Source organism: Nocardioides hungaricus, assembly GCF_054782915.1.
Genome location: NZ_BAAGRO010000033.1, coordinates 1 through 13,689, shown reverse-complemented (window position 1 = coordinate 13,689; position 13,689 = coordinate 1). Strand labels below are relative to the sequence as shown.

13 protein-coding genes and 1 tRNA gene are annotated in these 13,689 nt (G+C 73.2%); 2 read left to right on the top strand and 12 right to left on the bottom strand.

The window, feature by feature from the left end; genetic code table 11:
- Positions 1-15: 15 nt before the first annotated feature.
- The gene (locus tag ACYVKX_RS13560) at positions 16-1,428 is read right to left on the bottom strand and encodes a cystathionine beta-synthase (RefSeq protein WP_460833187.1); all 1,413 of its coding nucleotides are present in this window, start codon (positions 1,426-1,428) and stop codon (positions 16-18) included.
- Between the two features lie 57 nt (positions 1,429-1,485).
- Here ACYVKX_RS13560 and ACYVKX_RS13555 point away from each other — a divergent pair, with 57 nt between their 5' ends.
- Positions 1,486-2,517, top strand: coding sequence for an SGNH/GDSL hydrolase family protein (locus ACYVKX_RS13555; protein ID WP_460833185.1), 1,032 nt, complete (start codon positions 1,486-1,488; stop codon positions 2,515-2,517).
- 60 nt (positions 2,518-2,577) lie between these two features.
- On the opposite strand, the gene ACYVKX_RS13550 is transcribed toward ACYVKX_RS13555, so the two are convergent.
- The 10 genes from ACYVKX_RS13550 to eno all read right to left on the bottom strand — a co-directional run bounded on the left by ACYVKX_RS13550 (position 2,578) and on the right by eno (position 8,794).
- Positions 2,578-3,462 carry a Bax inhibitor-1/YccA family protein gene (locus tag ACYVKX_RS13550; protein ID WP_460833183.1) on the bottom strand — a complete coding sequence of 295 codons (885 nt, stop codon included), beginning with the start codon at positions 3,460-3,462 and terminating at the stop codon, positions 2,578-2,580.
- A 125-nt stretch (positions 3,463-3,587) separates the two neighbouring features.
- A tRNA-Leu gene (locus tag ACYVKX_RS13545) sits at positions 3,588-3,661 on the bottom strand.
- A gap of 93 nt (positions 3,662-3,754) precedes the next feature.
- Entirely contained in the window at positions 3,755-4,585 is an 831-nt protein-coding gene (locus ACYVKX_RS13540; protein ID WP_460833181.1) for a uracil-DNA glycosylase, read from the bottom strand.
- A 35-nt stretch (positions 4,586-4,620) separates the two neighbouring features.
- A complete protein-coding gene (locus tag ACYVKX_RS13535) occupies positions 4,621-4,908 on the bottom strand; it encodes a hypothetical protein (RefSeq protein ID WP_460833179.1) in 288 nt (95 codons plus the stop codon).
- A gap of 22 nt (positions 4,909-4,930) precedes the next feature.
- Positions 4,931-5,116 carry a DUF3618 domain-containing protein gene (locus ACYVKX_RS13530; RefSeq protein WP_460833176.1) on the bottom strand — a complete coding sequence of 62 codons (186 nt, stop codon included), beginning with the start codon at positions 5,114-5,116 and terminating at the stop codon, positions 4,931-4,933.
- Positions 5,113-5,508: a phage holin family protein gene (locus ACYVKX_RS13525; RefSeq protein WP_460833174.1), complete on the bottom strand. Its 396-nt coding sequence runs from the start codon at positions 5,506-5,508 to the stop codon at positions 5,113-5,115. Before ACYVKX_RS13525 ends, ACYVKX_RS13530 begins: the two co-directional genes overlap by 4 nt.
- Before the next feature lie 37 nt (positions 5,509-5,545).
- A complete protein-coding gene (locus tag ACYVKX_RS13520; RefSeq protein WP_460833172.1) occupies positions 5,546-6,457 on the bottom strand; it encodes a Ppx/GppA phosphatase family protein in 912 nt (303 codons plus the stop codon).
- On the bottom strand, positions 6,454-6,933 hold the full coding sequence (locus tag ACYVKX_RS13515; RefSeq protein WP_460833170.1) for a DUF501 domain-containing protein: 480 nt from the start codon (positions 6,931-6,933) through the stop codon (positions 6,454-6,456). Before ACYVKX_RS13515 ends, ACYVKX_RS13520 begins: the two co-directional genes overlap by 4 nt.
- 28 nt (positions 6,934-6,961) lie before the next feature.
- Positions 6,962-7,501 (bottom strand): FtsB family cell division protein, encoded by a 540-nt coding sequence (locus ACYVKX_RS13510; protein WP_460833167.1) that lies wholly within the window; start codon positions 7,499-7,501, stop codon positions 6,962-6,964.
- A gap of 15 nt (positions 7,502-7,516) precedes the next feature.
- Positions 7,517-8,794, bottom strand: a complete 1,278-nt coding sequence (gene eno / locus ACYVKX_RS13505; protein WP_460833165.1) for a phosphopyruvate hydratase — start codon at positions 8,792-8,794, stop codon at positions 7,517-7,519.
- A gap of 158 nt (positions 8,795-8,952) precedes the next feature.
- Here eno and ACYVKX_RS13500 point away from each other — a divergent pair, with 158 nt between their 5' ends.
- Entirely contained in the window at positions 8,953-11,586 is a 2,634-nt protein-coding gene (locus ACYVKX_RS13500; RefSeq protein ID WP_460833162.1) for an esterase-like activity of phytase family protein, read from the top strand.
- On the opposite strand, the gene ACYVKX_RS13495 is transcribed toward ACYVKX_RS13500, so the two are convergent.
- Positions 11,567-13,689, bottom strand: a 2,123-nt coding sequence (locus ACYVKX_RS13495) for an ATP-binding protein (protein ID WP_460833160.1), incomplete at its 5' end; no start/stop codon positions are given. The two genes, ACYVKX_RS13500 and ACYVKX_RS13495, sit on opposite strands and share 20 nt — an antisense overlap.

The following is a 13,689-nucleotide window of genomic DNA, read 5'->3' as shown; positions in this document are numbered from 1 at the left end:
TACGGTGCGGGGGCCTCAACCTCGCGCCAGGTAGGCCAGCAGGTCGTGGCGGGTGACGACGCCGACCGGCTTGCCGTCCTCGTGGACCAGCAGCGCGTCGGCGCCCTCGAGGGCGCCGACCGCGTCGGAGGCGGGCTCGGTCGAGCCGATCGTGGGCAGCGGTGCCGACATGTGCTGGCTGACCGAGTCGGTCAGCCGCGCGGTGCCGGTGAAGAGCAGGTCGAGGAGGGTGCGCTCGGAGACCGAGCCGACCACCTCGGCGGCCACCACGGGCGGCTCGGCGCGGACGACGGGCATCTGCGAGACGGCGTACTCCTGGAGGATCGCGACCGCCTCGGCGATGGTCTCGCCCGGGTGCGTGTGCACCAGGTCGGGCAGCCGGCCGTCCTTGCCGCGCAGCACCTCGCCGACGTTCTGCACCGGATGCGAGGCGCCGTCGACGGGGAAGCCGTACTGGCCCAGCCAGTCGTCGTTGAAGACCTTGGTGAGGTAGCCGCGGCCCGAGTCGGGGAGCAGTACGACGATGACGGCGTCGTCTCCCTCGGGCGTGCCCGCGAGCTCGTGCGCGAGCTGGACGGCGGCGTGCACGGCCATGCCGGACGAGCCGCCGACCAGCAGCGCCTCCTCGCGGGCGAGCCGACGGGTCATCGCGAACGAGTCCGCGTCGGAGACCTCGATGATCCGGTCGGCGACCGAGCGGTCGTAGGCGTCGGGCCAGAAGTCCTCGCCGACGCCCTCGACGAGGTAGGGGCGGCCGCTGCCGCCGGAGTAGACCGATCCGGCCGGGTCGGCGCCCACGACCTGGACCCGCGACCCCCCTCGTTCGGCGGAGCGCTCCTTGAGGTAGCGGCCGGTGCCGCTGATGGTGCCGCCGGTGCCGACGCCCGCCACGAAGTGCGTGATCCGGCCCTCGGTCTGCGCCCAGATCTCCGGGCCGGTGGTCTCGTAGTGGGACCGCGGGTTGTGCGGGTTGGAGTACTGGTCCGGCTTCCACGCGCCCGGCTGCGAGGCGAGCCGGTCGGAGACGTTGTAGTAGGAGTCCGGGTGCTCGGGCTCGACCGCGGTCGGACAGACGACCACCTCGGCGCCGTACGCCTTGAGGACGTTGCGCTTGTCCTCGCTCACCTTGTCCGGGCAGACGAAGACGCAGCGGTAGCCCTTCTGCTGGGCGACCATGGCCAGCCCGACGCCGGTGTTGCCCGACGTCGGCTCGACGATGGTCCCGCGGGGCTGCAGCTCGCCGGAGGCCTCCGCGGCCTCGATCATGCGCGTCGCGATGCGATCCTTCACCGAGCCGCCGGGGTTGAGGTACTCCACCTTGGCGAGCACGATCGGCCCCCTCGCGCCGTCGAGGGAGCCGGTGGACTTCGAGAGCCGGAGCAGCGGGGTGTCGCCGATCAGCTCGAGGAGGGAGTTCACGTACTGCATGCCCCCAATCTAGGGCAGCGTCCGGGCCGCGAAGGCGGCCTCCGTAGAGTGAATGGCGTGGGGAAAGCCGCTGCCGCTCGGAAGCTGGCCTCCGCCGCGGCGTACGGCGGGGGCGGGCTCTCCCTGCTCGGCGCCGGGCTCTACGGCGTGCTGCGGGCCGAGGCGGCGGTCGCGCGCAAGGCCATCGGCAACGCCGAGGGCGAGCCGCCCGATCCCACCGGCTACTACGGCCGCGGCCGGCCCGGACCCGCGATCAAGGTCGCGCTGCTCGGTGACTCCAGCGCCGCCGGGTACGGCGTGGACCGGGTCGAGGACACGCCCGGGGCCGTGCTCGCCAGCGGCCTGGCCGAGCGCGCCGACCGCCGCGTCTACCTGCGCGACTTCGCCGTCGTCGGCGCGAGGTCGTCCGACCTCGCCGCCCAGCTCGACCAGGCGCTGCCCACCGAGCCCGACGTCGCGGTGATCCTGATCGGCGCCAACGACGTCACCCACCAGGTGCTGCCGTCGGCATCGGTGCGGCACCTGTCCGAGGGCGTCCAGCGGCTCCACGAGGCGGGCGTCGCCGTCCTGGTCGGGACCTGCCCGGATCTCGGCACGATCAAGCCGATCGCGCCTCCCCTCAAGCAGGTCGCCCGCATGTGGTCGCGCCGGCTCGCGGCCGCGCAGACGATCGCGGTCGTGGAGCGGGGCGGTCGCACCGTGTCGCTGGGCTCGATCCTCGGGCCGGAGTTCGCGGCCGCGCCGGCGGTGCTCTTCGGACCGGACCAGTTCCACCCGTCGGCCGACGGCTACCGCTCGCTGGCCCAGGTGCTGCTGCCCTCGACGCTCGCCGCGCTGGGCCTGATCCCCGACGACGAGGCCGAGCCCGAGGCCTACCGCGGTGAGGGCGTCCTGCCGATCACCGCGGCCGCGATCCAGGCCGTCAACCAGCCCGGCACCGAGCTCGGCGGCACCGAGGTGGGCGGCTCCCGCCGCGGGGTGCGCGGCCTCTGGGTCGAGCTGCGGCACCGCCGCCGGCAGCCGGGCGGCGCGGGCGAGGCGCCCGACGCCGAAGAGGACGCCGACGCGCTGCAGAGGGCCGACGCATGACGAACGGGCCCCGGATCGCTCCGGGGCCCGTCGTACGGCTGAGTGCCCAGCCGGTGAGCGTCAGTCCTGGCTGAAGAACGCCAGGATGCGCAGCAGGTTGGTGTAGATCCAGACCAGGCTGACGGTCAGCGCGAACGCCGCCCGCCACGACTCCCGCTCGGGGATGGCGTTGGCGACGCCCTGCTCGACGAAGTCGAAGTCGAGGATCAGCATGAACACGCCGAGCACCAGGCCGATCACGGCGGTCACCATGCCCAGGCCGCTGACGCCGAACAGGCCGATCTGGGCGCCGAAGAGGCCCAGCACGAGCTCCATCATGGCCAGGCCGACCATGCCGAAGACGGCGGCGACGACGAACATGCGGAACTTGCCGCTGACCTTGATGTTGAAGAACTTGTACGCCGCGAGCGTGCCCGCGAACGCCGCGAAGGTGCCGATCACGGCGCCCATGACGACGCCGTCGCCGTACATCGCGTCGAAGAACTTCGACAGCCCGCCGAGCGCGATGCCCTCGAGCACGGCGAACGCCATCACGAGCGCGGGGCTGACCACGCGCTTGAAGGAGTTCACCATCGACAGCGCGAAGGCGCCGAGCGAGCCGACGGTCATCAGCGCGATCAGGCTGCCGAGCTCGTCGGAGGTGGTGTTGGTGTCGATCGCGGGGGTCAGGATCCAGGTCGCGAGCGCCGCGACGATCACCAGGCCCAGCGAGATGCCGGTCTTCTGGACGACGGAGTCGATCGTCATCGGGCCGCCGGTGGCGACCGGGGCGCCCGGCTGACCGGGCTGGCCGGGAGCGCCGGTGGCCCACGTGGACGGGTCGGTGTAGCCGGTCTGGCCGTAGCCCTGGTGGGCGGACCCGTTGCCGGCGTACGTCTGGTTGCCGTAGGCGTTCGCGCTGTTGAACTCCTCCGAGCGGCGGAACACCGGGTTGTTGCTCTGCATGGTCTCTCCTCGAGGCCGTGGGTAGGTGCCCAGTCTAGGTCAACTCACCGGTTCCAACGCCGGTCGTGCACAGATGGTTCCCCCGCCTGGCGCCTACCGGCGGCGCAGGAGCGCGGGCCTGACGGTGCCCCCGCTGGGACTCGAACCCAGACTGGGCCGCTTTTAAGGCGGCTTCCTCTGCCGATTGGGATACAGGGGCCTGCTGCCGCCCGGGACGTCATACGGGTAGTGGAAGGGGACACACTGCCCGTATGACGTCCCGGGCGGCTACCGGGCCATTGTGCACAGCCACTCAGCGCAGTGAGGCCGCCCGCCCGAGGACGTCGTCGAGCATCGGCTCGGTGAGGCGGCCGGTGAAGGTGTTCTGCTGGCTGGGGTGGTAGCAGCCGAGGAGGGTGATCGACCGGTCCGGGCCGACCAGGGTGGCCTCGGCGCCGTGGCCGAAGCGCGGCTTGGGGCGCGCGACGGTCCAGCCGAGGGCGGCGTACGAGCGCAGGGCGGCGTCCCAGCCGAAGCCGCCGAGGGCCACGACGACGCGGACGTGCCCGGCGAGCAGGCCGAGCTCGGCCTCGATCCAGGGCGCGCACGTGTCGCGCTCGACCGTGGTCGGCTTGTTGTCCGGTGGAGCACAGCGGACCGTGGCCACCATCCGGGTGTCGATGAGCTCGAGCCCGTCCGCAGCGTGGACGCTGGTGCCCTGGGTGGCGAGGCCCACGCGGTGCAGCGAGGCGAAGAGCCAGTCTCCGCTGCGGTCGCCGGTGAAGACGCGGCCCGTGCGGTTCGCGCCGTTGGCGGCGGGCGCCAGTCCGACGACGAGGATCCGCGGAGTCGGTGAGCCCCACCCGGGGATCGGGCGGCCCCAGTAGGGCTCGGCGGCGTACGACGCCCGCTTGGTGTGCGCGACGTCCTCCCGCCAGCGGACCAGCCGGGGGCAGGCGCGGCACACCGACACCCGGGCGTCGAGCTCGTCGAGCGAGGCGCACCGCGCCAGGCGGCGTACCTGCGCCGGGGTGCGAGCGACCGCGGTCGCCGCGTCGGCCGGGTCGCCCGGCCAGCCGGAGTCCGGCGGGACCGGCGAGGGGAAGAGGTCTCCCGTGGCGGGGTGCGGGAGGACGGCGCTCACACCGTCATCCTCCCGCGCCGATCCGCTGCGCGGCGTCAGGGCCGGGTGTGGGTCCCGGCCGGGGCCGGGTCGCTGTCGCGCGTCACCTTGTCGGCGACGGCGGAGGCGGCTGAGGTGGCCTTGTCCTTGACAGCATCGGCGACCACGGGCGCCTGGGCGACCACGGTCTCCTGTGCCTTGCTGGCGGCCGACTGCACGGTCGGGTTGCCGGCGATCCTGCGGGCGCTGGTGGCGATCTGCTCGTAGCGCTCGCGACCGGCGCGAGAGCCGAGGACGTACCCGGCGGCGAAGCCGAGGACGAAGCTGGGCTTGATGAACATCATGGTTCCTCCCTGAGGTGTGGGGTCAGTGGCGGCGGCGCCAGACGGTCAGCCCGACCAGGCCGACGAGGGCGACGCCGGCGGCCACGGCCACGACCTTCGCCGTCGACCGGGCCTTCGACTGGAGCTGGTCGTGGAGCTGGTCGACGGTCGCGGCGAGCTGCTCGCGCTGACGGGCGATGTCGGCCTCGATCTCCTGCGGCGTGCTCACGACTTCCGTCCCTTCACGGTCGCGATGTCCTGCTTGACGCCCTCGATCGCGTGCTCGGGCTTCGGCGGGGTGGCCTGCTCGAGCTCGGACTTGCCGCCGAGCGCCGCGCCCAGGGCGCCGACCAGCAGCACGCCGCCGACGATCAGCCCGGCCGCCCACAGCGGCAGCACCAGGTCGAGCGCGATGACCGCGGTGGCGAGCAGCACGCCGACCGCGAAGAACGCCAGCAGCCCGGCCAGGCTGAACATCCTTATGCCGAGCCCGGCCCGCTTGCCCTTCTGCGCCAGCTCCGCCTGCGCCAGCCGCATCTCGCTGCGCACCAGCTCGGGGATCTGCTCCGAGAGCCGGTGCACGACGGCGCCGAGCGGCTCGTCGTTCGTCCGTTCGCTCATGCCTCGCAGGTGCCCAGCCGGGCCGCGCCGGAAACCGTCAGGACCCGACGAGCGACCAGGCGATCCCGTCGAGGATGTCGGACTCCGACACCACGAGCGACGCCGCACGGGAGCGGCGCAGCACCTGGGCCAGGATCAGCACGCCCGCGCCGATCACGTCCGCGCGGCCGGGGTGCATCGACGGCAGCGCGCGGCGCTCGGCGACGGTCATCGCGAGCAGCCGGTCGACGGTCGCGAGGACCAGCTCGGTGGGCAGGACGAGCTGGTCGACCGCCTCGCGGGAGTACGCCGGGAGGTCGAGCGCGACCGCCGCCAGCTGGGTCACGGTGCCGGCGACGCCGACCACGGTGGCCGCGGACGCCGGCGAGACGGGGCAGGCGTCCAGGTGCGCCTCGACGTCGGCGACGCACGCGGCCACCTCGGCCGCCGTCGGTGGGTCGGAGTGCAGGTGCCGCTCGTGGAGGCGGACCGAGCCGATGTCCATCGAGTCCGCGGCCTCCGGGGAGGAGGAGCCCAGGATCAGCTCGGTCGAGCCGCCCCCGATGTCCACGACGAGGACCGGCAGCGCGGGCGACATCCGCAGGTTGCGGACCGCGCCGTCGAACGACAGCGCCGCCTCGACCTCGCCGCTCACGACCTCCGGGTCGACGCCGAGCCGCTCCCGGACACCGGCCACGAAGACGTCCGCGTTGGACGCGTCCCGCGAGGCGGAGGTGGCGACGAAGCGCACGCGCGACGCCGGCACGCCGTGCGCACCGATGAGCCCGGCGTACTCGTCGATGGCGGCGAACGCCCGCACCAGCGCCTCGTCGGCGATCCGGCCGGTGCGGTCGAGGTCCTGGCCGAGCCGGACCATCCGCATCTCGCGGACGTCGATCTCGGGAAGCGCGCCGATCAGGAGCTTGATCGTGTTGGTGCCGCAGTCGATGGCTGCTACCCGCCCCCTCATACGCAGGGTCCGCTCTCCCACCACGGCCCGAGCAGGTCGAGGACCTCGTCACCGAGCGGGTTCACGCCGCGGCCCATCGCGAGCGACTGGCCGGCGAGCACGTGCAGGCACTTGACCCGGTCGGGCATGCCGCCCGCGGAGACGCCCTCGATCTCCTCGACCCGGCCGAGTCCGGCGCGGTAGGCGAGGTAGCGCTCGTGCGCGGCCCGGTACGCCGCCGCCAGCTCCTCGTCCGCGCCCAGCCGGTCCTGCATCTCCTTCATCAGCCCGGAGCCCTCGAGGGTGCCGATCCGCGAGGCCGCGCGCGGGCAGGTCAGGTAGAAGGTGGTGGGGAACGGCGTGCCGTTCGGCAGCCGCGGCTCGGTCGTCACGACGGCCGGGTGGCCGCACGGGCAGCGGTGGCCGACGCCGTGGATCGCCCGGGGCTCGCGGCCGAGCTGGGCCTCGATGGCGCTGACGTCGTCCGGGTCGGTCACGCCCCGATCATCTCAAGAACGCGGCCGCTCACTTGTCGCCGTTGATCCGGGTGGCCGGCGGGTCCTCGGGCTTCGGGGGGTTGCCGGCGAGCTGGACCGACTCCCATGCGGTCGACCACCACGCCTTCGGGGGCTTCTGCGCCACCGTCGCGGGGTCGGTCAGCTCGCTGTCGCGCTCCAGCGGCTCGCCGTTCTCGTCGAGGACGACGTACGCCGTCTCGCCGGGCATCACGTAGTTCAGCTCGCGCGCCTGCTGCTGGACGTAGGCCGGGTCCTGCCAGCGCCGCTTCTCCCGCTCGAGGTCCGCGATGTCGGCCTGCCGGAGCGCGATCTGCTCCTTGAGGTCGGTGATCTGCGAGCGCTGGTCGAGGTAGGCGCGCAGCGAGGACGCGTAGCTCACCGTCAGCACGGCGAGCACCAGCACGAGGATCGCGGCCCGGCCGGTCAGCCGGGAGCGCGGCCCGTCGACCGCCGCGACCGGGGCGGCGACCGGACGCGCGGACGGCCGTCTGGGCACCCTCCGGCCGTGGGGTCCGCGCTGCGGCGTACGGCGGGGCTCGGAGGGCATGCCTCCTAGGTTCGCTCAGGCACCGTACCGAGGGAACGCCGACGCGCCGGAGTAGCGCGCCGCGTCTCCCAATTCGTCCTCGATCCGCAGCAGCTGGTTGTACTTCGCGACCCGGTCCGAGCGTGCCGGGGCGCCGGTCTTGATCTGGCCGCAGTTCGTCGCGACGGCCAGGTCGGCGATCGTGGTGTCCTCGGTCTCGCCGGAGCGGTGGCTCATCATGCAGCGGAAGCCGCTGCGGTGCGCCAGCTCGACGGCGTCGAGGGTCTCGGTGAGCGTGCCGATCTGGTTGACCTTCACCAGCAGCGCGTTGCCCTGCCCGCCGGTGATGCCGCGCTGGAGCCGCTCCACGTTGGTGACGAACAGGTCGTCGCCGACCAGCTGGGTCCGCGCGCCGAGCTCGTCGGTGATGGCCCTCCAGCCGTCCCAGTCGTCCTCGTCGAGCGGGTCCTCGATCGAGACGATGGGGTACGCCGCGACCAGGTCGGCGTAGTAGGCGGTCATCTCCTCGGCCGACTTCGAGGAGCCCTCGAAGACGTACGCGCCGTCCCGGTGGAACTCCGAGGCCGCGACGTCCATCGCCAGCGCGATGTCCCTGCCGAGCTCGAGGCCCGCGGCCGAGACCGCCTCGGCGATCAGGTCGAGCGCGGCACGGTTGCTGGCCAGGTCGGGCGCGAAGCCGCCCTCGTCGCCGAGCCCGGTCGAGAGGCCCTTCTGCTTCAGCACCGACTTGAGCGCGTGGTAGACCTCCGCGCCCGAGCGCAGCGCCTCGCGGAACGTCGGGGCGCCGATCGGCGCGATCATGAACTCCTGGACGTCGACGTTGGAGTCGGCGTGGGCGCCGCCGTTGAGGATGTTCATCATCGGCACCGGGAGCAGGTGGGCGTTCGGGCCCCCGACGTAGCGGTAGAGCGGCAGCTCGGCGGAGTCGGCCGCGGCGCGGGCGACGGCGAGCGAGACGCCGAGGATCGCGTTCGCGCCGAGCCTCGCCTTGTTGGGCGTGCCGTCCAGCTCGAGCATGGTCTGGTCGACGAGGCGCTGGTCGTCGGCGGCGAGCCCCTCGACGGCGGGGGCGATCGCCGAGATGACGCCGTTGACGGCCTGGCCGACGCCCTTGCCGGCGTACCGCTGGCCGCCGTCGCGGAGCTCGACCGCCTCGAAGGCGCCCGTGGAGGCGCCGCTCGGGACCATCGCCCGGGCGAAGGAGCCGTCGTCGAGCAGCACCTCGACCTCGACGGTGGGGTTGCCGCGCGAGTCGAGGATCTCGCGGGCGCCGACAGCTTCGATGGATGCCACGTCTACTGCTCCTGGGGTCGGGGACCTTGTGCGGGACCAACCCTAGTAGCCCCGGTGCGAGCGACCCCGACTGTTCACCCGCCGCTCGCACGGAGGACACCGGGCACCACCCGGCGTCCGGCACGGTTCGCACCGTCCCCCTCGTCGAAAGGTGTCCGATGCACGTACGCCGTGGCCTCGCGCTCGTCGCTACCAGCGCGCTGCCCATCAGCCTGCTCGCCCTCTCCCCATGGACCGCCTCGGCCGACTCGGCCGACGCGGCCACCACAGGGCGAGCGGCGGCAGGCGACCAGTTCTCCCGGGTCGCGACCTACCCCGTCTACCTGAACGTCCCCGCGGGCGTGGACCCGGCCGACGAGACGGTCGCCGAGATCTCCTCGGTCAGCGACGACGGCAAGACCCTCGTCTACACCGACGCGGCCGGCAAGCGCGCCGGCTTCCTCGACATCTCCGACCCGGAGAACCCGGTCGGCCGCGGCTCGGTCGACCTCGTGACCGCGGGCAACGCCGACGACCAGCCGACCTCGGTCGCGGTCATGGGCAACTACCTGCTCGTGACCGTCGACTCCTCGGGCGGCAACTTCGCCGACCCGTCGGGCCGGGTCGACGTCTACACGATGGACACCCGCACGCTGGTCAAGACCATCGACGTCGGCGGCCAGCCGGACTCGATCGTGATCGGCAAGGACAGGAGGTACGCCGCGGTCGCGATGGAGAACCAGCGCGACGAGGAGTTCGCGCCCCCGGGCGGCGAGGCCGGAGACCTGCCCCAGGCGCCGCCGGGCAACCTGCAGGTGATCGACCTCCAGGGCGATCCGTCCGGCTGGACCGCGCAGGAGGTGCCGTTCACCCGGCCCGACGGCTCCGCGCTGCCGGCGTTCACCGCCGCCGGCATCGACACCCCGCAGGACCCCGAGCCCGAGTTCGTCGACATCAACGCCGACAACCAGGCCGTGGTGTCGCTCCAGGAGAACAACGGCGTGGTCGTCGTCGACCTCGCCTCCCGGACGATCATGAACGTCTTCAGCGCCGGCAACTCCGTGGTGAGCGGCGTCGACACCGAGGACGACGGCCGGTTCGACCCGACCGGCAGCATCGACGTACCCCGCGAGCCGGACTCGGTCAAGTGGGTCGGGGACGGCCTGGTCGCCACCGCCAACGAGGGCGACTGGAAGGGCGGCGGCCGCGGCTGGAGCGTCTTCGACGCCGCCACCGGCGACATCGTGTGGGACGCCGGCCGGTCGATGGAGGAGCTGACCACCCGCTACGGCCTGCACAACGAGGACCGCGCCGACAACAAGGGCCCGGAGATCGAGGGCATGACGGTCGCCACCATGAACGGCACCACCTACGCCTTCGTCGGGTCCGAGCGCAGCAACTACGTGGCGGTCTACGACCTGACCGACCCGACCAAGCCGGAGTTCCGCCAGATCCTCCCCACGACCAACAGCCCGGAGGGACTGCTGCCGATCCCGTCGCGCGGCCTGTTCGTCGCCGCCTCCGAGGCCGACGACTCGTCGGTGTCGGTGCGCGCCTCGATCAACATCTACCGGCTGGGCCGGGACGCGCCGCAGTTCCCGACGATCCTCTCGGCCGACGACGCCGCCGGCAACGCCATCGGCTGGGGCGCGCTGGGCGCGCTCTCGGGAGTCCCGGGCGACCCGAACCGGATGTACACCGCCAGCGACACGGCGTACGCGACCGGGCGGATCTACACCGTCGACACCCGTCAGGCGCCGGCCGAGATCGAGAGCGTGCTGACCGTGACGGCGCCCGACGGCACCGTGCCGGAGCTGGACATCGAGGGCCTGGCCGCGCGCCGCGGCGGCGGCCTCTGGGTCGCCAACGAGGGCGCGACCGGGCCGGAGAACAGGCTGCTCCGCATCGACGCCGCCGGCGTCGTCCGGCAGACCGTGGAGCTGCCCACGGAGGTCAGCTCGCGGATCCGCAACTGGGGCCTCGAGGGCGTCGCGGTCACCGGCAGCGGCGCGAACGAGACGCTGTACGTCGTCGTGCAGCGCCCGCTGTGGGTCGACCCGTCCGTCGGGGCCGGCGCCGTGCAGCCGTTCGAGGGCAACGTCACCCGGATCGGTCGCTACGACGTCGCCACCGGCACCTGGACCTGGTACGCCTACCCGCTGGAGACCACCTCGGTCGCCGGCGACTGGCTCGGCGTCTCCGAGGTCGCGGTCATCGACGACGACACCCTCGCGGTGATCGAGCGCGACAAGCTCAACGGGCCGGCGGCCGCGGTCAAGCGGATCTACACCGTCGACCTGCCGAAGCGGACCACCGGCGACCTGACGCCGGTGACCAAGAGGCTGGCCTACGATCTGCTGCCCGAGATGCAGGCCCAGAAGGGCTGGACCCAGGAGAAGCTGGAGGGCCTCGGCATCTCCAGCGGCGGCAGGGTCTTCGCGATCACCGACAACGACGGACTGAAGGACGCCACCGGCGAGACCCAGCTCTACCGGCTGGGCGCGGTGACGTCGGTCTTCGACGACGCCACCCGGACGAAGACCACGCTGCGCCGACAGGGGCCGGCGACGGTCCGGGCCGGCGCGAAGGTCCGCCTCGTCGTCACGGTGCCCGGTGCCGACGGCAGGGTCCGCATCACCGACCGCGGCAAGGCGGTGCGCACGGTGACGCTGAAGGACGGGCGGGCGACGGTCGCGCTGCGGCTGACCAGACCCGGTAGGCACGCGCTCCGCGCGGCGTACCTCGGCGGCCTGAACGCGCAGCCCTCGAAGTCGGCCGCGGTGAAGGTGCGGGTCACGAAGAGGCGTCGCTGACGCTCCCGGCGCCGGCGGCGGGGAAGGACACGCTCATCGTGGTCCCCCTGCCGCCGGCGTTGTCGCGTGCGGACGCGGTGCCGCCGTGCCGCTCGACGATCCGCTTCACGATCGAGAGGCCCAGGCCGGTGCCGCGGTAGCCCTCCTGGTGCGCCCGGTGGAAGCTGTCGAAGACCCGGTCGTGCTGACCGTCGGGGATGCCGATGCCGTTGTCGGAGACCTCGATCTCGACCATCGGCCCGGCCTCGCCGTCGGTACGGCGGGCGCGGACCCGGATCTCGGGACGGACCCCGGGCGCGACGTACTTGACCGCGTTGCCGATCAGGTTGTCGACCACCTGGCGCAGCAGCACCGGCTCGGCCAGCACCGGCGGCAGACCGGGGTCGACGGCGATCACCGGCTCGGGCAGGTCGCGCACGCGGCTGGCGTCGACGCGGGCGCGGGCGACGTCGAGGGCGACGGCGGCCAGGTCGACCCGGACCGGCTTGATGGCGAGGTCGCGCGCGGTCGTGAAGGCGAGCAGGTCGCTGATCAGGTGCTGCATGCGCTCGGCGGCGCGCTGGATGCGGTCCAGCCGCTGCACCTGCTCGCCGGGGTCGACCTGCCGCCCGGCGCGCGCCTCCTCGAGCAGCGCCTCGGACCAGCCGTCGATGACCGTGAGCGGGTTGAGCAGGTCGTGGGCCACCACGCCCGCGAACGACGCCAGCTCGTCGCGCTCGCGCCGCTCGGCCGTGACGTCGTGGAACACGACCACCACCAGCGGCGGGTCGGTGTCCGGCAGCGGCCGCGCGGTGACCTCGATCATCCGGCCGCCGGGGATCGCCGCGTTGCGGAGGACCAGGTCCTCCTTCTCGACCGACTCCCCGGCCAGCGCGAGCGCCATCGGGGACTCCTCGGGCGCGATCGGCCGCCCGTCGGCGTGCCGCAGCTTGTACGCGTCGACCACGACCCGGCCCTGCGCGTCCCGCTTGGGGTCGCCGAGCAGCTGTTGCGCCGCCGGATTGCGGAGCACGATGCGGCCGCGGGAGTCCACGACGCTGACTCCGTCGGCCATGGTGTCGACGATGGTCCGCACCAGCGCCGCCTGCCCGGCGAGCCGGTCGCTCAGGGTGAGGACCTCGCTGCGCCCCACCGAGAGGGCGAGGGTCAGCGCGATCACCATGGCGACGTACGACTGCAGCACCAGGGCGCGGGTGTCGGGGTCGTCGACGACCGTGAACGGTCCGCGGTCCAGCACGGTGGCGACGGTGACCGCGGCGCAGGTCGCGATCGCGTGCACGTCGGCGACGAACGGCGCGAACCGGGCGCCGGCCCAGACACTGCCGGCGAGCACCAGGAACGGGACCGGGAGGTCGGTGTCGGCGTAGAAGACCAGCCCGACGAGGGCCCCGGTGAACACCGCGAGCGCGGCCAGCTCGACCGGGCCGCGGCCGCGCATCGGGCCGACCGGGTCCGGGGCCCGCTGCGGGTCGCTCGAGCGGACCAGGTGCCGCGCGGTCAGGGACACCGGGAACACCGCGGCGATGCCGGTCGCGTTGCGGAGCACCCACGACACGACCTGGTCCCAGCTCAGGTCGGAGACGGACATGACCGACGCCGGCCCGAGCACGGCCGACACGACGGCCGCGATCGAGGCCGCGGCGATCAGGCGGCCGAGGTCGCGGAGCAGGGCGATGCCCGGCGGCGGCTCCTCCCCGAAGCCCCACCAGGCCGGGCACCACCGGGCGATGAGGAGCCCGAAGACCAGGGTCTGCACGACCGTCGCGAAGGCCAGGCCGAGGGCCAGCGACGCGCTCGTCCCGGTGAGGGCGTTGACCGCGGTCGAGAGCGCGAAGACGAGAGCGACGTCCAGCACGGCGCCCCGGCGCCAGCCGGTCACCGCCAGCCAGGCGGCGGCGACGCCGGCGGCCGGCCAGACGAGCGCGAGCTGGGCGTCGGGCAGGACCGCCTGCCGGCCGAGGAGGGCGGCCACGACGAAGAAGAAGGAGAAGCCGGTCAGGTCGAACAGCCGCGCCCGAGCCACTCCGGGCTCCCTCAGCCCTGATCCACCGATGAGGTGTGGGCTGTGAGCGTGGCGTAGAACGAAGAATCCCTTGTAGGGGT

Coding starts and splice junctions, on each gene's coding strand:
- ACYVKX_RS13560 (WP_460833187.1), bottom strand. CDS start 1,428: ATGCAGTACGTGAACTCCCTCCTCGAGCTGATCGGCGACACCCCGCTG.
- ACYVKX_RS13550 (WP_460833183.1), bottom strand. CDS start 3,462: ATGCAGAGCAACAACCCGGTGTTCCGCCGCTCGGAGGAGTTCAACAGC.
- ACYVKX_RS13535 (WP_460833179.1), bottom strand. CDS start 4,908: ATGATGTTCATCAAGCCCAGCTTCGTCCTCGGCTTCGCCGCCGGGTAC.
- ACYVKX_RS13525 (WP_460833174.1), bottom strand. CDS start 5,508: ATGAGCGAACGGACGAACGACGAGCCGCTCGGCGCCGTCGTGCACCGG.
- ACYVKX_RS13520 (WP_460833172.1), bottom strand. CDS start 6,457: ATGAGGGGGCGGGTAGCAGCCATCGACTGCGGCACCAACACGATCAAG.
- ACYVKX_RS13510 (WP_460833167.1), bottom strand. CDS start 7,501: ATGCCCTCCGAGCCCCGCCGTACGCCGCAGCGCGGACCCCACGGCCGG.
- ACYVKX_RS13500 (WP_460833162.1), top strand. CDS start 8,953: ATGCACGTACGCCGTGGCCTCGCGCTCGTCGCTACCAGCGCGCTGCCC.